The following is a 20,289-nucleotide window of genomic DNA, read 5'->3' on the forward strand; positions in this document are numbered from 1 at the left end:
GGCGAGCGACGGGCCTTCCTTGGCCTTGCGCAAGTGGTGGGGTCACAGACCGAGGTCGCGGCCGATGAGTTCCTTCATGATCTCGTCGGAGCCGGCCCAGATCTTGGTGACCCGGGCGTCGCGTCAGGCCCGTGCCACCCCGTACTCGTTCATGAAGCCGTAGCCGCCGTGCAGTTGGACGCAGGCGTCGAGCACGTCGTTCTGCACCTGCGCGGACCACCACTTGGCCTTCGCCGCGTCCACCGCGGTCAGTTCGCCGTCATTGTGCGCCATGACCGCCTCGTCGACGAATGCCTGAGTCACCTCCAGCTGCGTCACCAGTTCGGCGAGCGGGAACTTGTTGTACTTCCGGCGGTCAACCTTGCGGGGGCGCGGCGCCACCGTCAACCGCCGGTCCTCACGGCCTCGCCATGACGCGGATCACAGGGCGCGCCCGGGCGGGCTCAGTCCCGCGGCATGCGCAGCGCGTTCGTCCAGAGCCGGGTGACGGTCCCGACCAGCGTGTCGAAGGGTACGGATTCGCCCAGGGCGAAGGTCACGTACGCCAGGCGGCTGACCATCGCGCTCAGGGCCCGCGCGGTGATGTCCGGGTCCAGCTCCGGGTCGGCGAGGCCCGACTGCTGGAGGCGGGCTATGGCGGCGGCACTGCGGTCGATGAACACACGCGACCGTTCCAGCCGCAGCCGCAGGAACTGGGGGTCGACGGCGGCGGCCTGTTCCATGGCGGCCATCAGGGCGGCGTTGCGGCGATAGGACTCCAGGTAGGCGCGGTTGGCATCCTCGACCCCCCGCCACAGGTCCTTGTGGCCGCCGTCGCCACCGTCGCTGACTCCCGCGTGCAGCATCTCGTCCTGCAGCCGTGCGAGGACGGCGGCGAACACGTCGTCCTTGGATGCGAAGTGCGTGTAGAAGCTGCCGGTGGCCACTTTCGCCTCGGCTGCGATGTCGACGATGCGGGCGTCCAGATAGCCGTCCCGCTCGAAGATCCGCCGGGCCGCGGACACCAGGGCGTCACGGGTGCGCATGCCGCGTCGCGTACGCGTCCCGGCCGGCTGGGGCGGTGCGGGCTGTTCGGATCCGGGGTCAGGGAAGGGCATGTGCGCATCCTAGACCAGTATTGAATCCGAATCCGGATTCAAGTACGTTCCGGGCATGGACATCACCACCTCTGCCACCGGCTGGAATCTGCTCGTCCGCCGTGACGACCTGTCCACCTCGGAGCTGGCCGACGCCCCCGTCCCGCAAGTGCGGGACGGCGAGGCGCTGCTGCGCGTCGACCGGGTCGGCCTGACCGCCAACAACGTCACCTACGCCGCGCTCGGCGACTCGTTCCGCTACTGGGAGTTCTTCCCCGCGCCCCGGGCCGGCTGGGGCATCGTCCCCCTCTGGGGCTTCGCCGACGTCGTCGCCTCCCGGGTCGACGGCATCGAGACCGGCAGTCGTTACTACGGCTATTTCCCGTCCGCGAGCCACCTGCTGGTCCGCCCCGACCGGGTGGACGAACGCGGCTTCCGCGAGGCCGGCCCCCATCGCCGGACACTGCCCCGGCCCTACAACGCCTACGCCCTCACGACCGGCGACCTTGCCTACGAGGCCGCCCGGGAGGACCTTCACGTTCTGTACCGCCCGCTGTTCTGGACCTCGTTCATGCTGGCCGACTGGCTCGTCGACAACGCCTGGCTGGGCGCGAAGACCATCGTCCTGTCGTCCGCCTCGAGCAAGACGGCCTACGGCGCCGCCCACCTGCTCCAAGGGCAGGGGTGCGAGGTGGTCGGCCTGACCTCGCCGCGCAACCTCGCCTTCACCGAGGGCCTCGGCTGCTACGACCGGGTGCTGACCTACGAGGACGTCTCCCGGCTCCCGCGCACGCAGACGCTGTACGCCGACTTCGCGGGCGACGAGCAGCTGTCCGCCCGGCTGGGCGCCCACCTCGGCGACTCCCTGGTGCACCAGGTGGTCGTCGGCATCACCAACCAGGAACCCGCGCCCGCCGGCACTCTCGCGGAGACGGGGCCGGGCATGTTCTTCGCTCCCGACCAGATGCGCAAGCGCATCGGCGACTGGGGGCGGGAAGGGCTGGACCGCCGTTTCGCCGAGGCGTGGAGGGAGTTCCTGCCCGTCACCGAAGGGTGGGTCGACATCGTGCACAGCGACGGCCCGCAGAGCCTCCAGGAGGTCTGGCACGAGGTCCAGTCGGGGCGGACCTCGCCGCGCACCGGCCACATCATCACCCCGTAGCGATGGCCGTTGCGCTCAACGTGCGGCCCGTTGCGCACGGCCGCCCGCGCCCCTCCCTCGAAAGGTCGCCCGTGCCGGTCATCCACCCTCGCCGGGACGCGGCAGACGTCTTCCGCGGCGAGAACGCCGGCACGCTCGTGCTGGAGCCGGCATGACCGCCACCGGGGCCCTTCGGGGAGGGCAGACGGACGGCGCCGCACTCGGGGGCAAGGTGGTGATCGGCACCGGCGGTGCCGGGGACAGTCCCCATGTGCCGCCCTCAACTGGTCTCGGCCGGGTCCCGATATACGGAACAGCTTGCGCTCCGCCGCCATCGCCACCAGGACCGGGCGGGCCTGCCCCCAGCCGTCGACCGACCTTCCGACCAGCGCGCTGACCGTCGTATCGGTCAGTCGGCGGCGCATGACGAACAGCGGCAGCTGACCGGGCATCGCCGACTCCGGCACGGGCCGCTCCGGCCGCGAGCACCTCGGTCGGCCGCAACAGGTCCCGCTGGGCGGCCACCATCCCCACATTCCGGCGAGTGCACATCGACCGCGCTCACTCCTGCCGGGATCGACTCTTTGACGTAGTGGCAGGGCGAAAGATCTTCGTCGTAGGTCACCCGCCCCCTAGCCCGCCTGCCCCATCCCCGCCGCGTTCGGCCAGCTCTGGGCATTGGGCCAGCCGGTGGCCGGGGCGGGGGACAGGCCGGTGGCGGGGACCGGGGTGGCCGGGGCCGTCATGCCGCGCACCTGGGCCGCCGTGAGGCCCCCGCGGGCCGGGACACCGGGCGGGGTGGGACCGGTCACGGCGGCCGCCGGGACGGGGACGGGGGCCGGAGCGGGGGCAGGTGCCGGAACGGGAGCAGGGGCGGGGGCTGCCGGCGCGGGTGCGGGTACCGATGCCGGGTAGGGGGCCGGTGAGGGGAAGGGGGCCGGTACCGGGGCAGGGGCCGGTGCCATCGGCTGCTGCGTCGGCACCGCCTGGGCTGCCGCCGGCATCGGCATCCCGCCGCCCATCGGCGTGGCGGCGGGGAGCGGCATGCCGGTGCCGACGGCCGGAGCGGGGCCGGCGCCGACGGCCTGCGCCGCCAGCCCTTGTATTCCGGCCCCGTTGGTCTCGCTCACCAGCCGGTCGACTGCCGCCGTACCCGAGCTGTAGCTGGTCCCGGTGCCCGGCTCGGGTACGGCGGCTCCCCTCCTGGACCCGTAGAGCACCTGTTCCAGGCCGGACACCAGGCGACGCACGTCGACCTGGGGGCGCACCACGAGTCTCAGGAAGCGGCTGGAGGATCCGATCTTGTTGCCGCACTCGCGGACCAGGATCCGGTGCTCGGTGAGCATCCGGTCCCGGACCACCGTGCCCTCGGCGCCGACGGGGAGGCGCACGAAGAGGAAGTTGCCCTGGGAGGGGTAGACGGTGAGGCCGGGGAGTGCGGAGAGCTGGCTCGCCATCTCCAGGCGGTCGCGGCGCACCTGCATCAGGCTCTGCGCGTACTCCGAGCCGTGTTCCCGCAGCATGAACACGACGTGCTCGGCGAACGAGTTGAGGTTCCACTTCGGCAGCATCGAGCGGACCTTGCCCGCGAGCGCCGGGTTGGCGACCAGATACCCGAAGCGTATGCCGTGCAGGCCGAAGTTCTTGCCCAGGCTGCGCAGCACCACGACGTTCGGCCGGAGCATCGCCTCCTGGACGACACTCGGTTCCGCCTCCGCGTCGGCGAACTCCAGGAAGGACTCGTCGACGACCACGAGGTCCAGGTCCGCCATCGCGTCCATGAACTGCACCACGGACTGCTTGCGCAGATAGCCGCCGTCCGGGTTGTTGGGGTTGCAGATCACCGCCACCCGGGTGCCCCTGGCCCGGATGAACTCGGCGTACTGGGCGGGGTCCAGCGCGAAGCCGTTCGCCTCCTGCAACGGGAACATGTCGACCCGCTTGCCGGTCTCCATCGGCTGGTCGGTCCAGCGGCCGAAGGTGGGGACGGGGACGGCCAGGGACTCGCGGACCAGCAGGTGGTCGATCCAGGTGATCAGTTCCGTCGAGCCGTTGCCCATCGCCACGCACTGCGGGGGCAGCTGGAGCAGGCTGCACAGCTCCGCCGTGATGGTGTCGGCGCTGCTCGGGTAGTACGTGATGATCTCGCGCAGCCGGGTCCCCATCTCCTCGAACATGGCGGGGGTCGGGAAGTACGGATTGCACGGGATGCAGAAGTCCACCGGGCCCGACCCGTCGCTCTCCCGCGTCAGCGCCGCCATCGAAGGGCTGTGCGCGGCGGTGTTGCGGAACAACGAGGTGACGTTGTCAGGCAAGGGAACCTCCGTCGAAGGGTGGCCCGTGCGGGGGGGGCACGGGCCACCCATGGATACGGAGGGGGCAGCAGTGGCGTTCAACTCACCTGCGCTGTGAGCCGCTTCACGCCCCGAACGAGTGGATGGTCGTCGTCCGGTATGTCTGCCCGGGCCGCAGCACGGTCGACGGGAAGTTCGCGTGGTTCGGCGAGTCCGGGAAGTGCTGGGTCTCCAGGCACAGCGCGTCGCCCTGGCGGTAGGTGCGGCCGCCGGTGCCGGTCAGGGTGCCGTCGAGGAAGTTGCCGGAGTAGAACTGCAGGCCCGGCTGGTCGGTGGCGATCTTCAGGGTGCGGCCGGAGCGCGGGTCGCGCAGCGTGGCGACGTGCTCGGGCTTCGCGGTGATGCCCTTGTCCAGCGCCCAGTTGTGGTCGTAGCCCTTGGCCTGCACCTGCTGCTCGTGGCCGGCCCGGATGTCCCGCCCGATCGGCTTGGCGTGCCGGAAGTCGAAGGGGGAGCCCGCGACCGTGGCCAGTTCGCCGGTGGGGATCAGGCCCGAGTCGGTCGGGGTGTAGCGGGAGGCGGCGATGCGGAGCTCGTGGTCCTCGATCGTGCCGCTGCCCTCGCCGGCCAGGTTCCAGTAGACGTGGCTGGTGAGGTTGACGACGGTCGCCTTGTCGGTGGTGGCCTCGTAGTCGATACGCCACTCGCCGTGCTGGGTGAGGGTGTACGTCACCTTCGCCTTCAGCGTGCCCGGGTAGCCCATCTCGCCGTCGATGCTGGTGTAGTGCAGGTGCAGGCCGACGTCGGAGCCCTTGGCGAAGGGTTCGACGTCCCAGACGTGCTTGTCGAAGCCCTGGGTGCCGCCGTGCAGGCTGTTCCCGCCGTCGTTGACGGACAGCTGGTAGGACGTGCCGTCCAGGGTGAACAGGCCCTTGGCGATGCGGTTGCCGTAGCGGCCGATGAGGGCGCCGAAGTACGGGGTCTTCGCCACGTAGTCGTCGATGGTGTCGAAGCCCAGGGAGACGTTGGCGTGGCGCCCGTGCCGGTCCGGGATCTCCAGGGACTGGACGACGCCGCCCCAGCTGAGGACCTTCAGCCGTGTGCCGCCGTTCTCCAGCGACCAGCGGTAGACCTTCGTGCCGTCGGCGAGCTTGCCGAACAGTTCCTTCACCGGCTTCCCGCCTCCGGAGGCTGCCTGTGCCGTGCCCGTGCCGAGGGTGGTCGCGGCGATGCCCGCGGCCGCGGCTCCTGCGATGACCGTACGTCTGTTCAGTTCCACTTGTGGCTCCTGCAAGGGGAGGGGCCCCGCCGTTTCCGGCGGGGCCCGAGCTGACTTACGAACCGGACTTGCGCTTGTTCCACACGTCGAATCCGACCGCCACCAGCAGGGCGAGGCCCTTGATGACCTGCTGCCAGTCGGTGCCGACGCTGAGGAGGTTCATGCCGTTGTTCAGCACGCCGAGGACGAGACCACCGATGATCGCGCCGAAGACGGTGCCGACACCGCCGCTCATGGACGCGCCACCGATGAACGAGGAGGCGATGGCCTCGAGCTCGAAGTTCAGGCCCGCCTTGGGCGAGGCCGCGTTCAGGCGGGCGGCGACGACGAGACCCGCCAGGGCCGCGAGCACGCCCATGTTCAGGAAGACGGAGAAGGTGACCTTCTTGTCCTTGACGCCGGACAGCTTGGCCGCCGGCAGGTTGCCGCCGATCGCGTAGATGTGACGGCCGAAGACGGCGTTGCGCATGACGTAGCCGTAACCGACCACCAGCGCGCCGAGGATGAGCAGCACGGTCGGGGCGCCCTTGTAGCTGGCGAGCAGCATCGTCACGACGAGGATCGCGGCCGTGATGGCGACCAGCTTGAGCAGGAAGAGGTTCCTGGGCAGCACGTCCAGCGAGAACTCCTGCTGGCGCCTGCGGTCGCGGACCTCCTGAAGGACCGAGAAGACGATCAGGGTGAGGCCCAGCAGCAGCGTGATGTTGTGGTAGTTGGTGCTCGGGCCGACCTCGGGCAGGAAGCCGTTGCCCATCTTCTGCAGGCCGTCCGGGAACGGGCCGAGGGTCTGCCCCTGCAGGAAGATCTCCGTCAGTCCGCGGAAGATCAGCATCCCGGCGAGGGTGACGATGAACGAGGGTATGCCGAAGTAGGCGATCATGAACCCTTGCACCGCGCCCGCCACCGCGCCCACCAGCAGGCACAGCATCACGGCGACGGGCCAGGACACACCGTGTTGCACCGTCAGTACGGCCGCGAACGCGCCGATGAACGCCGTCAGCGAGCCGACCGACAGGTCGATGTGGCCCGCGATGATCACCAGCATCATGCCGATCGCGAGGATCAGGATGTGGCTGTTCTGCAGGACCAGGTTGGAGACGTTGCGGGGCAGCAGCAGGTCTCCGTTGGTCCACACCGCGAACAGCAGGACGATCAGGCCGAGCGCGATCAGCATGCCGTACTGCCGCATGTTGTTGCGCAGGCCGTCCAGCATCAGCCGCAACAGGCCGCCGGAGGCCGAGTCGCCGCTCTTCCCGGGCGGCGCCGGGGCCGGCGTCCTGGCGGTCACATCCGTGCTCATCCGGTTACCTCTTTGTCCTTCGTCATCTGGCGCATCAGCGATTCCTGCGAGGCCTCGGCCCGGGAGAACTCGCCGGTCAGCCGCCCCGCGGCCATCGTGTAGATGCGGTCGCACATGCCGAGCAGCTCCGGCAGCTCGGAGGAGATGAGGACGACGGCCCTGCCCTCGGCCGCCAGCTGGTCGATGACCGTGTAGATCTCGAGCTTGGCGCCGACGTCGATACCGCGGGTCGGCTCGTCCAGGATCAGCACGTCCGGACCCGCGAAGATCCACTTGCTGAGGACGACCTTCTGCTGGTTGCCGCCGGAGAGCTTGCCCACCGGCTCGAAGACGGTCGGCGCCTTGATGTTCATGGACTCGCGGAACCGCTCGGCGACCTGCCGCTCCTCGTGCTCGTCGACCACGCCACGCTTGGCCACTTTGTGCAGGGAGGTCAGCGAGATGTTGCGGTTGATGGTGTCGATGAGGTTGAGGCCGTACTGCTTGCGGTCCTCGGTGACGTACGCGATGCCGTGCCCGATCGCCTCCGGCACGGTCTTGGTACGGATCTCCTTGCCGTCCTTCAAGACCGTGCCGCCCGCGTACCGGCCGTAGGTCCGCCCGAAGACGCTCATGGCGAGTTCCGTGCGGCCGGCGCCCATGAGGCCCGCGATGCCGACGATCTCCCCGCGCCGCACCTGGATCGACACGTCGTCGACCACCTTGCGCTGCTGGTCGATCGGGTGGTGCACGGTCCAGTCGCGGATCTCCAGGGCCGGGGCCGCGCCCTCCTCCGGCTGGTGCGGAGTGCGCTCCGGGAAGCGGTGGTCGAGGTCGCGGCCGACCATGCCGCTGATGATCCGGTCCTCGGTCGTCTCCTCGGCCTTCACGTCGAGCGTCTCGATGGAGCGCCCGTCGCGGATGATCGTCACCGAGTCGGCGACCCGGCGGATCTCGTTGAGCTTGTGGGAGATGATGATCGAGGTGATGCCCTGGTTCTTCAACTCCAGAATGAGGTCGAGGAGTTTGCCGCTGTCCTCGTCGTTCAGAGCCGCTGTCGGCTCGTCGAGGATGAGCAGCTTCACCTTCTTCGACAGCGCCTTCGCGATCTCCACGAGCTGCTGCTTGCCCACGCCGATGTCGGCGACGCGGGTCTCCGGGTGGTCGGACAGACCGACCCGGCGCAGCAGTTCGGTGGCGTGCTTGAGGGTGTTGTTCCAGTTGATGAATCCGCGCGCGGCGTGCTCGTTGCCGAGGAAGATGTTCTCCGCGATGGACAGGTACGGCACCAGCGCCAGCTCCTGGTGGATGATGACGATGCCGCGCTGCTCACTCGCCCGGATGTCCTTGAACTGGCAGGGCTCCGACTCGAAGAGGATCTCGCCCTCGTAACTGCCGTGCGGATGGACGCCGGAGAGCACCTTCATCAAGGTGGACTTCCCGGCGCCGTTCTCACCGCAGATGGCGTGGACCTCGCCCTGTCGTACCGACAGTGTGACGTCCGAGAGCGCTTTGACACCGGGAAAGGTCTTGACGATCGAGCGCATTTCCAGGACGGGTCCCGCCATGGTCGTGCCTTCCAATCAGTGTGGGGTCGGTCGGTCAGCGGGATTACTTGAGCTGGGCGTCGGTGTAGTAACCGCCCTTGACCAGCACGTCCTCGTAGTTGGTCCGGTCGACGCTCACCGGCTGCAACAGGTAGGCGGGGACGACCTTGGTGCCGTTGTCGTACGACTTCGTGTCGTTGACCGCAGGCTTCTCGCCCTTGAGGACGTCGTCCACCATCGTCGAGGCGACCTCGGCGAGCTTGCGGAGGTCCTTGTAGATCGTCTGCGTCTGCTCACCGGCGATGATCGACTTCACGGAGGCGAGCTCGGCGTCCTGACCGGTGATCACCGGCAGCGGCTTGCTCTTGGAGCCGTAGCCGTCCGACTTCAGCGAGGACAGGATGCCGATGGAGATGCCGTCGTAGGGCGAGAGGACGGCGTCGACCTTCTCGCTCTTGTAGGAGGAGGTGAGGATGTCGTCCATGCGCCGTTGGGCGGTGGCGCCATCCCAGCGCAGCGTAACGACCTTGTTGAGCGCGGTCTGGCCGGACCGGACGACCAGCTGCTTCTTGTCGATGTACGGCTGGAGCACGCTCATCGCGCCGTTGAAGAAGTACCGGGTGTTGTTGTCGTCGTTGGATCCGGCGAACAGCTCGATGTTGAACGGGCCCTTCCTGCCGCTGTCCAGGCCCAGCTTGTGCACGATGTACGTGCCCTGGAGCCTGCCGACCTTCTCGTTGTCGAACGAGGCGTAGTAGTCGACGTTCTTGGTGCCGAGGATCAGGCGGTCGTAGGAGATGACGGGGATGTCGGCGTCCGCGGCCTCCTGGAGCACGTGGTCGAGGGACTTGTTGTCGATCGCCGCGATGATCAGGCCCTTGACGCCCTGCGTGATCAGGTTCTCGATCTGCGAGACCTGCTGCTGGGGGTCGTCCTCGCCGTAGACCAGCTTCGTCTTGTAGCCCTTGGCCTCGAGGTCCTTGACGACGTTGTTGCCGTCGTTGATCCACCGCTCGGAGGACTTGGTCGGCATCGCGATGCCGATGGTGCCGCCCTGGGTGCTGCCCGTCTTCTCCTTGCTGCCGCCCTCGCCGCTCTGGCCGCAGGCGGACAGGGTGAGGGCGAGGGAGGCGGCTCCGGCTATCGCGGCGAGAGCGGCTCTGCGCTTGGGCATGTGATCAGTCCTTGTTCTTCTCGTCGTTGAGAGTCATTGCGGGGTTGCCCCCGGCATCCCGTCAGGCGCCGGTGGGGAAGCGGTGGAGCGGTCCGGGCAGCCGGGAGCCGAGCGGCGCCATGTCGCCGTCCGCGCCGTGCCGGGCGAGCAGGTCCAGGGCGAGGCGGCCGCGCCGCACCCGCTCCCGGGCGGTGTCCAGGGTCACGTCCCGCAGATGGGTGCCCCACGGGTAGATGCCGGGAGCCTTGGACAGGCCGAACTTCAGGTAGAGCGGTGCGCCGCGCCGGATCAGCTCGGCGACCTCGTACATCCGCACATAGCCGCCGAGGTCGTCGGGGGCCTCGATGTACATGTCCATGGGGGCGCCGGACACCCGGCGGATCTCGGTGAGGTGCTCCAGCGTCAGATCGCTGGGAACGTTGATCGAGTCGGCGCCGAGCCGCTCGAAGACGGCGTACGAGGCAGGGTTGACCGGACCGATCAGCGCCGAGACCTTCAGCGTGGTGTCGGCCGGGATGATCCCCGCCTCGCGCGCCCGGTGCAGGGTCCACAGCACGCCCTCGTCGGCGACCAGCAGGCACTTGACACCCAGCTCGGTGGCTCGTACGGCGTCTTCCACACAGCCGGCGACGGCGTCGTGGCCGCGGGCGCGCAGTCCGGCCCCCCGCGAGTCGGAGCGCACCGAGCCGCCGATGTCCCATGTGCCGCGCGGGCCGGTGAACAGGCACAGCTCGATGTCGCGCGCGCCGGTCGCCTCGACCATCTCGGTGATCTCGGCGTCGGTGAGCATCCACACGCCGCTGCCCTGGCTGATCCGGTGGATCGGCACGTCGAGGCGGGAGGCCTCCTTGAGCACGACCGCCAGCGCTTCGGGGCCCTCGCACGAGGGGATCTCGGTGCGCCAGCGGCCGCCGCCCGGGAAGCCGTGGGCGGATGCGTCGGCGGGGTCGAGGGCGGGCGGGTCCAGGCCGAGCGCGGCAAGCGCCTGCTCGCCGGGCCTGCGGACTGCCGGGGCGGAAGCGTGGGTCACAAGCTGTCCTTCGCGTTCGATATCTCGGACAAGGTTCGCGGCTCTGGGTGGGGAAAGGCCTTGGTGATGCGGCTGAAAAAAATCGGCCTCGGTGTACGCCGGTCGGAGCGCCGTCAGGTCACGCCCCCACCGGCGTACGGTCAGGGGCGGAGCAGCACCTTGCCCACCTTCGGATCCCCGGCTCCCGCCAGCTCGATGGCCCGCGGGAACTCGGTCAGCGGCAGCTCGTGCGTGACCAGGGGCAGCGGATCCAGCAGCCCGGCGCCGAACACCCGCACGGCGTGCGCCCAGGCGTCCGGCGGCGCCCCGAAGACCGTGTGCACCTCCAGCTGCCGTACGACGAGCTCGGTCGGGTCGAGCCCGTCCGCGCCCGGCGCCGGGATACCGGTCAGCACCAGCCGTCCGCCGCGCCTGAGGAGCGAGGCGGCGGTGCGCGCGGCGGACGCGGACCCGGCGGTCTCGATCACGACGTCGAAGTCGTCGGGCAGCTCCTGGTCCCTGAGCCGGAAGTCGGTGGCGCCGAACCGCCGGGACAGCGCCTCCCGGTCGTTCCGCGTGCCCACCACGAGCAGCTCCACCGGCGAGACGGCCTTCAGGAACTGCACGGCGAACATCCCGAGCGTCCCCGTGCCGACCACCGCGACCCGCCGGCCGGGCCGGGCGGCCGCCTTGAGCGCGGCGGCCGCGACGCAGGCGGCCGGCTCCAGCAGGGCGGCGGCCGTGAGGTCGGCGTCGTCCGGCAGCGGGTGCAGCAGCCGGGCGGGAAGGGTGAGCGTGGTGGCCATGGCACCCGGCTGGGTGAACCCGGTCTCCTCGTACCCGGCCGTGCACAGCGTGGTCTCGCCCGCGTGACAGCGGTCGCACACCTGGCAGTTGCGGAAGCCCTCGCCGACCACCTTGCGCCCGACGAGCGTCGAAGGCACCCCGGCGCCCACGGCCCGCACGGTCCCCGACCACTCGTGGCCGGGCGTGAGCGGGTAACGCACGTATCCCTCGGGCCGGTTGCCCTGGTACACCTCGCGGTCGCTGCCGCAGATGCCGACCGCGTGCACGGCGACCAGTGCCTCGCCGGGCCCGGGATCCCGGGGCGTGTGGTCCTCGACCCGGTGGACGCCCGGCGCCTCGATCAGGACCTGGGAACCTGGGGAGGTCACTTGGTGCCCTTCGGCTTGCGCTGCTCCCAGCCCTCGGCCCACAGGTCGAACCGGGCCTGCTGCTGCGGGAACTCGGCGGCGGCGTCGGTGTCCAGCTCGACACCGAGGCCGGCCCTGTCGGAGAGGTGGAAGTACCCGTCGACGACCTCGGGCGCACCCTTGACGACCTTCTTGATCTCCGCGTCGGCGAAGTCGTTGAAGTGCTCCAGGATCTTGAAGTTCGGTGAGGTGAAGCCGACTTGGAGACTCGCCGCCGTCAGCACCGAACCGCCCACGTTGTGCGGGGCGACCAGCATGTAGTGGGTCTCGGCGGTGGCCGCGAGCTTGCGCGTCTCCCAGATGCCGCCGATGTGACCCACGTCGGGCTGGAGGATGTCGGCCGCCTGGTTCTCGAACAGCTCGCGGAACTCGATGCGGTCGTGGATCCGTTCACCGGTGGCGACCGGGATGTCCACCTTGGCAGCGACCTTCTCCAGCGCCTTGAGGTTCTCCGGCGGCACCGGCTCCTCCAGCCAGGCCGGCTTGTAGGGAGCCATCTCCTTGGCGAGGCGGACGGCCGTGGCGGGGGAGAAGCGGCCGTGCATCTCCAGCATCAGCTCGGCGTCGGGCCCGATGGCGTCGCGTACGGCCTCGATGAGGGAGACGGCGTACAGGGTCTGGTCGTGGTCCAGCTCGAAGTGCCCGGTGCCGAAGGGGTCGATCTTCAGGGCCTTGTAGCCACGCTCGACGACCCCCTGCGCGGCCTTGTGGTACGCCTCCGGGGTCCGCTCGGTCGTGTACCACCCGTTGGCGTACGCCTTGACCCTGTCCGTCACCTTGCCGCCGAGCAACTGCCACACCGGCACGCCGAGGGCCTTGCCCTTGATGTCCCAGCACGCCATCTCCACGACCGCGATGCCGGACATCACGATCTCGCCGGCCCGCCCGTAGTCGCCGTACTTCATGCGGCGCACGAGGTCCTCGACCGCGAACGGGTCCGATCCGAGAATGTGGTTGGCCTCGGCCTCCCGCAGGTATCCGATCAGCGCGTCGGTGTGACCGAGCATCCGGGTCTCGCCGACTCCGGTGATCCCCTCGTCGGTGTGCACCTGGACGTAGGTCAGGTTGCGCCACGGCGTCCCGACCACGTGTGTGCTGATTCCGGTGATGCGCACGGCAGTTGCCCCTCAGCTGTTCGAGATTTCGTCACACGTTCGAAATGCTGGCGTGACAGTAAGGATGGGGCGGTGGGGGTGTCAATGGGGCGAACAGGTAACAGTTTCGACAAGAATTTCGAGAATCTTTCCGGTCCCGCACGAAACCTTCACAGGGGCGCCTAGGAACGTGACCGACGGGGAATCTAGTCTTCCGGCGTCATGGACTTCTGCCACCCGTGCCAACGGCACCTCAACGGCGCCCTGGCCTGCCCGGGGTGCGGCGCGCCGGCGCAGTCTGTCTCCGTGCGCGCGGACGCCGCCCTCGCGCACGGACACACGGGCACGGGGGCGGGACCGTACGGTCAGCAAACCTTCGCGGAAACACCCGCTCGGCCGTACGCCGGACTTCCCGAGCACGGTTCCTTCCACCCCGGCGGACCTTCCGAGGGGTACACGGCCGCGGAGGCGACCGCCGAGTTCCACGCCTCCGAGGCGGCGGGCGGTGACGCGGATCCCGACCCGGGCGACCACGCAGACCCCGCCGACTACGCCGACCACGCAGACCCGGCCGACTACGCCGACCGCGCAGACCCCGCCGACTACGCCGACCAGGAGGGTCGCGAAAGCCGGGACGACCGCGGCAGCGCGGACGAGCCCGGAGGCCGCGCCGCCCGGCGTCAGGCGCGCGGCCGGGGTCGTGGGGGAGCCACCGGCGCCGGTGAGGCCGGGGGCGGCCCTGTCTCCTCGGACGCCAGCCGGCGTGACCGCAAGGCGGCCGCGCACCGGCGCCGCCGGCGTCGTACCGTGTTGGTCGCCGCGGGCTTCGTGCTGGCGGCGGGCGGTCTCAGCCTCGCCGAACTCGGCACGGACGCCCCCTTCTCCCCCTTCTCCAGCGACAACCCGGCGGCGTCCGGGGACGCGTCGGTGGACGGCGGCGCCTCCTCGTCCCCGCACCGGACGGCAGCCCCCCTCGACGGCACGTCGGGCACCACGGGCAACCCGCACGCCTCCGCCTCCCCGGACGCGTCGGCCTCGGTCTCCGCCTCCAAGTCCCCGAAGGGCAAGTCCTCCAAGTCCCCGTCCGCCACGGACAAGGCGCAGCAGTCGGCCACGACGGGCGCGGGGGGCGCGACGGCCTCGGCGCCGGCCGGCCCCGCACCGTCCCGGCCGGCGTCCACCCCGACATCCGACCCGACGACGTCCGATCCGACACCGCAGCCGTCGCCGACCAGGACGTGCAACCGCTTCCTGTGGTGGTGCACGTAAGCCCCTGTGCCATCGGCCATCCGGGGCATCGGTGACACCAACCCGCCCCCGAGCCGGTTGAGTCGGAAAGGTATGTCTCGCCGTACACGATCTCGGGAACGCCCGACGGCGGAACGGGCGTTGTGCACCGGGGGAGCAGCGAGCAGCGGCTCAGTCGAGGAGAGCGGATGACGCAGGGGATCGCCGTGCACGGCACGGTCGCCGAGGGCTTCGAAGCGGTGCGCGAGGAGTTCGCCGCCTTCGTCGCCGAGGAACGGGACGACTACGAGGGTCAGTTGTGCGCCTATGTGCACGGCCGGCGGGTCGTCGACCTGTGGGCGGGCGAGGGCGCCGACGGGGACTCGCTGTACGGCGTGTTCTCGTCCACCCAGGGTGCCGCGCACCTCGTCGTGGCCCTGCTCGTGCAGGACGGCACGCTGGAGCTGGACCGCAAAGTCACCTACTACTGGCCGGAGTTCAGCGTGGAGGGCAAGGGCGCGCTGACCCTGCGCGACCTGCTCGCGCACCGCGCCGGGCTGGTCGGCACGGACACCGGCTTCAGCGCGGCGGAACTGGCCGACGACCGGGCACTGGCCGAACGCCTCGCCGATCAGGGGCCGTTCTGGCGGCCGGGCACGGCCTTCGGCTGCCACGCCCTGGTGATCGGCGCGCTCACCGGCGAGGTCGTCCGGCGCGCGACGGGCCGTACGATCCAGGAAGTGTACGAGGAGCGGGTCCGCGCCCCCTACGCCCTGGACTTCCACCTAGGCCTGCCCCTGTCCCGAGAGCCCCGCTTCCGCACCACTCAGCCGATGCTGCCGACCCCCGACCAGCAGGCCGCGCTCGACGCGGTGCCGAGCGGCCCGCACACCCTCGCCTCGATCGCCTACAACCGGCACGCCCCCGAGCCGACCGACCTGGCGGCCCTGCCGAACGAGCGCACCGTCCGCGCCAAGGGCCCGGCATCGGTGGGCGGCGTCGGCTCGGCGCGCGGTCTGGCCGGCATGTACGCGGCGATCATCTGCGAGGTCGACGGCAAGGCTCCGCTGCTGAAGGAGGACACGGTCGCGGAGTTCGGCCGGCTGCACTCCGTCGGGTACGACCTGGTGGCCCGCGCCCACAGGTCGTACGGCCTCGGCTTCCAGGCCACGGCCGACGCCTGGCACCCCTTCCTCGGCGCCGGCACGATCGGCCACAGCGGCGCAGCCGGCTCCCAGGCCTTCGCCGACCCGCGCAGCGGCCTCGCCTACGGCTACACGCGACGCCGGTTCGCCTTTCCGGGCGGGGCGGCACCGGAGAACGACCGGCTCGCACGGGCCGTGCACCGCGCGGCGCTGGCGCTCTGAGGGCACGGAGCCGTACCGCGCAGACGCCTCCGGCAGCACAGCAGCCGCACCCCACGTCCAGGGATGCGGCTGCCGTTGTACGCAACGACGGTCGTCAGACCAACGTCACGGTGATGTTGCCCCGCGTCGCCTTCGAGTACGGGCACACCTGGTGCGCCTTCTCGATCAGCTCGCGTGCGCTCGGCTCGTCGACGTCCGGGATGTTCGCGGAGATCTCCACGATGATCCCGAAGCCGTCCTCGTTCCTGCCGATCCCGACCTTCGCGGTGACGGTCGAGCCGGAGACGTCGGCGCCCGCCTGCCGGGCGACCACCCCGAGCGCGCCCTGGAAGCAGGCGCTGTACCCGGCGGCGAACAACTGCTCGGGGATTGGTGCCGGAGCCGGTGCCGCCCATCTCCTTGGGCGGGTTCACGACGACGTCGAGCCTGCCGTCGTCGGTGGCGACACGGCCGTCGCGGCCGTTCTCCGCGGTGGCGACAGCCGTGTACAGGACGTCGGACTGCTGAAGGGGCATGCGGGTGTCTTCCTCCTCGGTCCGCCGCGACTCGCGCCCACGATCGACGACGGACTTCGAAAAGAAGTTACCGAATGCCGGAAAGTGCGGCCCAGGGTCAGAGCTTGACGATCATCTTCCCGGTGTTGTCACCGCGCAGGACCCCGAGGAACGCCTCCAGGTTGTTCTCGATGCCCTCGACGACCGTCTCGCGGTACTTCAGCGCCCCCGAGGCGACCCAGGGGCCGACCTCCTGGACGAACTGCGGCTGCAGGTCGTAGTGGTCGCCGACCAGGAAGCCCTCGATGCGGCCGCGGGTCTGGATCAGACGGGCGAGGTTCCTCGGGCCGGGGGCCGGCTCGGTGTTGTTGTACACGGAGATCATGCCGCAGACCGCGATCCGGCCGCCCTGGTTGAGCGAGCCGATGGCCGCCTCCAGGTGGTCGCCGCCGACGTTGTCGAAGTACACGTCGATGCCGTCGGGAGCGGCCTCGCGCAGCTGCTCGCCCACCGGGCCGTTCTTGTAGTTGAAGGCGGCGTCGAAGCCGTACTCCTCCAGCAGCAGCTTGACCTTCTCGTCCGAACCGGCCGAGCCGATGACCCGTGAGGCGCCCTTGAGCTTGGCGATCTGCCCGACCTGGCTGCCCACGGCGCCCGCCGCGCCGGACACGAAGACGATGTCGCCCTCCTTGAAGGCGGCGGTGCGCAGCAGGCCGGCGTAGGCGGTCAGACCGGTCATGCCGAGGACGCCGAGGTACGTCGACAGCGGCGCGGCCGCGGGGTCGACCTTGACGGCGTGCTGGGCGTCCAGGGCCGCGTACTCGCGCCAGCCGAAGAAGTGCAGTACGTGGTCGCCGACCGCGATGCCCTCGGCGTTGGAGGCGACGACCTCGCCGACCGCGCCGCCCTGCATGACCTTGCCCAGCTCGAACGGGGCGGCGTACGACTTGGCGGCACTCATCCGGCCGCGCATGTACGGGTCCACGGAGAGGTACTTGTTCCGCACCAGGACCTGGCCCTCGCCGGGGGTCGGGACGGGCGCCTCGACCAGGGCGAAGTCCTCGGGCTTCGGCCAGCCGACGGGACGGCTCAGCAGGTGCCACTCGCGGTTGATCATGACAGGACCCTTCCATTTACTTCAGTAGATGAAACAACCGTGCATCTGAATATTTCATGTTGTCAAGTAACGAGGTATCCTGAGGTCATGGCCGCGCCCCAGAAGACCCGTACGGACGACCTGACCATGGAGGTCGTCGAGCTCATCGGCGAGGTGGTGGGCCGCTACCACGCGGACTACGAGGAGGCCGCCGCCGGGCACGCCCTGACCGGCGCCCAGGCGAAGCTGCTCGGTCTGCTGTCGCTCGACCCGCTGCCGATGCGCAAGCTCGCGCAGCGGCTGAAGTGCGAGCCCTCGAACGTCACCGGGATCGTGGACCGCCTGGAGTCACGGGGCCTGGTCGAGCGCCGCCCCGACCCCGCCGACCGCCGGGTGAAGGTGGCCGCCGCCACGGACGAGGGCCGCCGCGTGGCCCGTGAGCTGCGGGACGGCCTGCGCTTCGCCCGCGAGCCGCTGGCGGGACTGTCCGACGAGGAGCGGCTGGTGCTGCGCGATCTGCTGCGGCGGATGCTCGACGCCTGAGGGCCGACGGTAAAGTCCACGTCATGCGCGATCTGGGGGCGGGGTTCGGTCATCTCCTCAAAGGCCAGCGTTGGGTCGGCCGGCACGGGAAGCAGTTCGGGTTCGGGCTGCTGCCCGGTCTGATCACGCTGGTCCTGTACGCGGCGGCGCTGGTCGCGCTCGCGGTGTGGGGCGAGGACGGGGTGGCCTGGGCGACCCCGTTCGCGAACGACTGGTCCAGTCCGTGGCAGGGCCTGTTCCGCGGTTTCCTCACGGCCGTCCTCTTCGCCCTCGGCCTGCTGCTGGCCGTCCTCACCTTCACGGCCGTCACCCTGCTGATCGGCCAGCCCTTCTACGAGAGCCTGTCGGAGAAGGTCGACGAGGACGTCTCGCCCGACGGCACGGCACCCCACTCGGGCCTGCCCCTGTGGCGCGAGCTGTGGATCTCGGCCCGCGACAGCCTGCGGATCCTGGTCCGGGCCTGCGTGTGGGGCGTCCTGCTCTTCGCCCTCGGCTTCCTGCCGGTCGTGGGCCAGACGGTCGTCCCGGTGATCGGCTTCTTCGTCACCGGGTTCTTCCTCACCGAGGAACTGACCGCCGTCGCCCTCCAGCGCCGCGGCGTCGACCTCCGCGCCCGCCTCGGCCTGCTCCGCTCCCGCAAGGCCCTGGTGTGGGGCTTCGGCACGCCCCTCGGCCTGGCCTTCCTGGTCCCGTTCGTCGCGGTGTTCCTGATGCCGGGCGCGGTCGCGGGCGCCACCCTCCTCGCCCGTGAGCTGCTGGGCGAGGAGAGCGCGCCGGAGGAGGCGTCCGAGGACGGCGAGCAGGTCACTTACTGAACGTGGCCTCGGCCGCCACCGTCACGATCGACCGCACCTGCGCGATGATGTCCAGCCGGTTGTGAACGAACTCCGGGTCGGTCACCGTCCCCGTCCCCGGGTCGGTGTTGCCCGCGCCGAACTGCAGCACGGGTGTGTGCACATGGCCGCCCGGCAGGGTGTCGTGCAGGCCCAGGCGGTCCCGGAGCAGAGTGGCGCGGTAGGCGATCTCGTTGGAGAGGTAGTCTCCGCCGCCCCCCGCACGGGCCGTCGAGCCGGGGGTCGGCCCGTCGGGCCGGACGACGGGATCGGCGCCTCCCCCAGCCGGGATCTCGGTCACCTCGGTGTGGTCGTACACGGGGAACCGGCCCGTGTCCGCGGCCGTGACGGCCGCGTACGGCAGGGTCGTCGTCGTCCACTGGGGCTGCGAGGCCGGGTCGCCGACCGGAATGGTCCCGGTGCGGGAGACGTTGTCGTTGTCGGGGAAGCCGCCCCGCCAGGCCCCGTTGGTGCGCTCGATGTCGAAGCGCCCGACCCGGCCCTGGCTCACGGTCGCGAACAGGTCGACCTTCGGCAGGTACGGCCGCAGGGTCCGCTCCACCGTCCCTCCCGCGGAACCGAATGCCGGGGAGGTGTCGCCGGTGAAGTCCGCCCAGCGGACCGGGAACACGGCCGTCTCCACACGGGCCGGCCCCTTCGCCGTCTCGATCACCGTGCCGTCCAGCGCCAGCGCGCTCGCCCCGGAGGGGTTGGAGATACGGATGTCACGGTCGAGCGTGAAGGGGTCGAAGCCGGTGAGCAGGATGCGCCTGAGGTGCGGCTTGCGCGGATAGCGGATGTCGGTCTGGCCACGGGACGTGCGCTCCAACTGGTCGAGCAGGGCGTCGCGTCGGCCGTCCGGGAGAGCGAACTCCGGTTCCCAGGTGCGCACTTTTCTGGTCATGCCCAACCGGGCCCAGTACAGCGGCCGATCGTCGTCACGGCTCAGGTCGCCGCCGGCCGGTCCCCGCCCCTGCGCCCGCTCCACGGCCCGCCGCCACAGCGCCGACCCCTCGCGTACGACGATGCGGTGGGCCTGCGCGTAGGAGTGGGCCTGCTCCAGTGCGCGCGCGAACTGCGGTGCCACGTCGTCGAATCCGGAGCGTTCGAGGATCTCCCGCGGTACGGCCCTGTCGAGCCGTTGCTCCTCGGCGGTGGGGGAAGGGGCCGTACCGGCGGTGGCCGACGTCGTGGGGGCCGACAGGCCGGCCAGCAGGGCCATGCCGAGGACGGCGGTGCGTATGCGCAGCGAGGTCACGGGAGTTCGGGTCCTTCCGTCGCACGTGGTGGAAGTGCCGTTCGAGAGGTGATACTTCCCCGCGGGAAGACAGCCAAGGCCGTGAATCTCGGCGTCATCTTCCTCATCGAACTCGGCGCCCTGGCGGCCGTCTCCTACTGGGGGTACACCCGCCTCGGCACCCAGGGCCGGCCGGCGGTCGTCGTCGCTCCGGGCGTCCTCGACTGGCTGTGGGGCCTGTTCGGCTCCCCGCGGGCGAGGTTCAAGCTCCGGGGCCGCCGCCCGCTTCGCCTTCGGAGTGCTCCGGTTCGGGACCGGCGTCGCCGCCCTGTACGCGGCGGGAGCCCATGACTGGGCGCTCGCACTCGCGCTGGTGTGCGCGGTC

General features: G+C 70.4%; 17 protein-coding genes and 2 pseudogenes. 6 read left to right on the forward strand and 13 right to left on the reverse strand.

The features are described from left to right. Positions 1 to 42 precede the first annotated feature (42 nt). Positions 43 to 381: pseudogene (locus ACFZDC_RS19930) on the reverse strand (acyl-CoA dehydrogenase family protein). A gap of 62 nt (positions 382 to 443) precedes the next feature. After that, positions 444 to 1,025, reverse strand: coding sequence for a TetR family transcriptional regulator (locus tag ACFZDC_RS19935; RefSeq protein ID WP_391325476.1), 582 nt, complete (start codon positions 1,023 to 1,025; stop codon positions 444 to 446). Positions 1,026 to 1,152: 127 nt separating this feature from the next. Here ACFZDC_RS19935 and ACFZDC_RS19940 point away from each other — a divergent pair, with 127 nt between their 5' ends. After that, a complete protein-coding gene (locus ACFZDC_RS19940; protein WP_391325478.1) occupies positions 1,153 to 2,238 on the forward strand; it encodes a DUF2855 family protein in 1,086 nt (361 codons plus the stop codon). A 611-nt stretch (positions 2,239 to 2,849) separates the two neighbouring features. On the opposite strand, the gene ACFZDC_RS19945 is transcribed toward ACFZDC_RS19940, so the two are convergent. From ACFZDC_RS19945 to ACFZDC_RS19980, 8 genes are all read right to left on the reverse strand, one after another. After that, positions 2,850 to 4,532: an aminotransferase class I/II-fold pyridoxal phosphate-dependent enzyme gene (locus tag ACFZDC_RS19945; protein WP_391325480.1), complete on the reverse strand. Its 1,683-nt coding sequence runs from the start codon at positions 4,530 to 4,532 to the stop codon at positions 2,850 to 2,852. 103 nt (positions 4,533 to 4,635) lie between these two features. Continuing rightward, complete coding sequence (locus ACFZDC_RS19950) at positions 4,636 to 5,790, reverse strand: galactose-1-epimerase (RefSeq protein WP_391325482.1); 1,155 nt, start codon at positions 5,788 to 5,790, stop codon at positions 4,636 to 4,638. A 55-nt stretch (positions 5,791 to 5,845) separates the two neighbouring features. Continuing rightward, entirely contained in the window at positions 5,846 to 7,090 is a 1,245-nt protein-coding gene (gene mmsB / locus ACFZDC_RS19955) for a multiple monosaccharide ABC transporter permease (protein ID WP_391325483.1), read from the reverse strand. Beyond that, positions 7,087 to 8,637 (reverse strand): multiple monosaccharide ABC transporter ATP-binding protein, encoded by a 1,551-nt coding sequence (mmsA, locus tag ACFZDC_RS19960; RefSeq protein WP_391325485.1) that lies wholly within the window; start codon positions 8,635 to 8,637, stop codon positions 7,087 to 7,089. Before mmsA ends, mmsB begins: the two co-directional genes overlap by 4 nt. A 43-nt stretch (positions 8,638 to 8,680) precedes the next feature. After that, positions 8,681 to 9,790 (reverse strand): multiple monosaccharide ABC transporter substrate-binding protein, encoded by a 1,110-nt coding sequence (gene chvE, locus ACFZDC_RS19965; RefSeq protein WP_391325487.1) that lies wholly within the window; start codon positions 9,788 to 9,790, stop codon positions 8,681 to 8,683. Between the two features lie 61 nt (positions 9,791 to 9,851). After that, positions 9,852 to 10,820, reverse strand: a complete 969-nt coding sequence (locus tag ACFZDC_RS19970; protein ID WP_391325489.1) for a hypothetical protein — start codon at positions 10,818 to 10,820, stop codon at positions 9,852 to 9,854. Positions 10,821 to 10,960: 140 nt separating this feature from the next. Beyond that, positions 10,961 to 11,974 (reverse strand): alcohol dehydrogenase catalytic domain-containing protein, encoded by a 1,014-nt coding sequence (locus ACFZDC_RS19975; RefSeq protein ID WP_391325491.1) that lies wholly within the window; start codon positions 11,972 to 11,974, stop codon positions 10,961 to 10,963. Beyond that, a complete protein-coding gene (locus ACFZDC_RS19980; protein WP_391325492.1) occupies positions 11,971 to 13,128 on the reverse strand; it encodes an enolase C-terminal domain-like protein in 1,158 nt (385 codons plus the stop codon). The genes ACFZDC_RS19975 and ACFZDC_RS19980 overlap by 4 nt, the downstream gene beginning before the upstream one ends. 201 nt (positions 13,129 to 13,329) lie before the next feature. Between ACFZDC_RS19980 and ACFZDC_RS19985 the strand changes: the two genes are divergently transcribed. Continuing rightward, positions 13,330 to 14,376 (forward strand): hypothetical protein, encoded by a 1,047-nt coding sequence (locus ACFZDC_RS19985; RefSeq protein WP_391325494.1) that lies wholly within the window; start codon positions 13,330 to 13,332, stop codon positions 14,374 to 14,376. A gap of 167 nt (positions 14,377 to 14,543) precedes the next feature. Beyond that, positions 14,544 to 15,701, forward strand: a complete 1,158-nt coding sequence (locus ACFZDC_RS19990; RefSeq protein WP_391325495.1) for a serine hydrolase — start codon at positions 14,544 to 14,546, stop codon at positions 15,699 to 15,701. 94 nt (positions 15,702 to 15,795) lie between these two features. Here ACFZDC_RS19990 and ACFZDC_RS19995 read toward each other — a convergent pair. Together ACFZDC_RS19995 and ACFZDC_RS20000 are read right to left on the reverse strand one after the other, a co-directional pair. Then, a pseudogene (locus ACFZDC_RS19995) lies at positions 15,796 to 16,216 on the reverse strand (organic hydroperoxide resistance protein). A gap of 97 nt (positions 16,217 to 16,313) precedes the next feature. Next, positions 16,314 to 17,312, reverse strand: a complete 999-nt coding sequence (locus ACFZDC_RS20000; RefSeq protein WP_391325497.1) for a zinc-binding dehydrogenase — start codon at positions 17,310 to 17,312, stop codon at positions 16,314 to 16,316. Positions 17,313 to 17,399: 87 nt separating this feature from the next. Between ACFZDC_RS20000 and ACFZDC_RS20005 the strand changes: the two genes are divergently transcribed. Both ACFZDC_RS20005 and ACFZDC_RS20010 read left to right on the forward strand, forming a co-directional pair. Then, positions 17,400 to 17,834, forward strand: coding sequence for a MarR family transcriptional regulator (locus tag ACFZDC_RS20005; protein WP_391325499.1), 435 nt, complete (start codon positions 17,400 to 17,402; stop codon positions 17,832 to 17,834). A gap of 23 nt (positions 17,835 to 17,857) precedes the next feature. Further along, positions 17,858 to 18,649, forward strand: coding sequence for an EI24 domain-containing protein (locus tag ACFZDC_RS20010; RefSeq protein ID WP_391325501.1), 792 nt, complete (start codon positions 17,858 to 17,860; stop codon positions 18,647 to 18,649). Here the strand turns inward: ACFZDC_RS20010 and ACFZDC_RS20015 are convergent. Next, a complete protein-coding gene (locus ACFZDC_RS20015) occupies positions 18,639 to 19,925 on the reverse strand; it encodes a pyroglutamyl peptidase (protein ID WP_391325503.1) in 1,287 nt (428 codons plus the stop codon). The genes ACFZDC_RS20010 and ACFZDC_RS20015 overlap by 11 nt on opposite strands. Positions 19,926 to 20,006: 81 nt before the next feature. Here ACFZDC_RS20015 and ACFZDC_RS20020 point away from each other — a divergent pair, with 81 nt between their 5' ends. Next, positions 20,007 to 20,255, forward strand: a complete 249-nt coding sequence (locus ACFZDC_RS20020; protein WP_391325504.1) for a DUF2568 domain-containing protein — start codon at positions 20,007 to 20,009, stop codon at positions 20,253 to 20,255. Positions 20,256 to 20,289 lie beyond the last annotated feature (34 nt).

Source organism: Streptomyces sp. NPDC007905 (genome assembly GCF_042959345.1).
Lineage (GTDB): Bacteria > Actinomycetota > Actinomycetes > Streptomycetales > Streptomycetaceae > Streptomyces.

Bases quoted from the DNA above. Each gene is read 5' to 3' on its own strand.
- ACFZDC_RS19935 (WP_391325476.1), bottom strand. From the start codon at position 1,025: ATGCGCACCCGTGACGCCCTGGTGTCCGCGGCCCGGCGGATCTTCGAG.
- mmsB (WP_391325483.1), bottom strand. From the start codon at position 7,090: ATGAGCACGGATGTGACCGCCAGGACGCCGGCCCCGGCGCCGCCCGGG.
- ACFZDC_RS19940 (WP_391325478.1), top strand. From the start codon at position 1,153: ATGGACATCACCACCTCTGCCACCGGCTGGAATCTGCTCGTCCGCCGT.
- ACFZDC_RS19990 (WP_391325495.1), top strand. From the start codon at position 14,544: ATGACGCAGGGGATCGCCGTGCACGGCACGGTCGCCGAGGGCTTCGAA.
- ACFZDC_RS20000 (WP_391325497.1), bottom strand. From the start codon at position 17,312: ATGATCAACCGCGAGTGGCACCTGCTGAGCCGTCCCGTCGGCTGGCCG.
- ACFZDC_RS20005 (WP_391325499.1), top strand. From the start codon at position 17,400: ATGGCCGCGCCCCAGAAGACCCGTACGGACGACCTGACCATGGAGGTC.
- mmsA (WP_391325485.1), bottom strand. From the start codon at position 8,637: ATGGCGGGACCCGTCCTGGAAATGCGCTCGATCGTCAAGACCTTTCCC.
- ACFZDC_RS19985 (WP_391325494.1), top strand. From the start codon at position 13,330: ATGGACTTCTGCCACCCGTGCCAACGGCACCTCAACGGCGCCCTGGCC.
- ACFZDC_RS20010 (WP_391325501.1), top strand. From the start codon at position 17,858: ATGCGCGATCTGGGGGCGGGGTTCGGTCATCTCCTCAAAGGCCAGCGT.
- chvE (WP_391325487.1), bottom strand. From the start codon at position 9,790: ATGCCCAAGCGCAGAGCCGCTCTCGCCGCGATAGCCGGAGCCGCCTCC.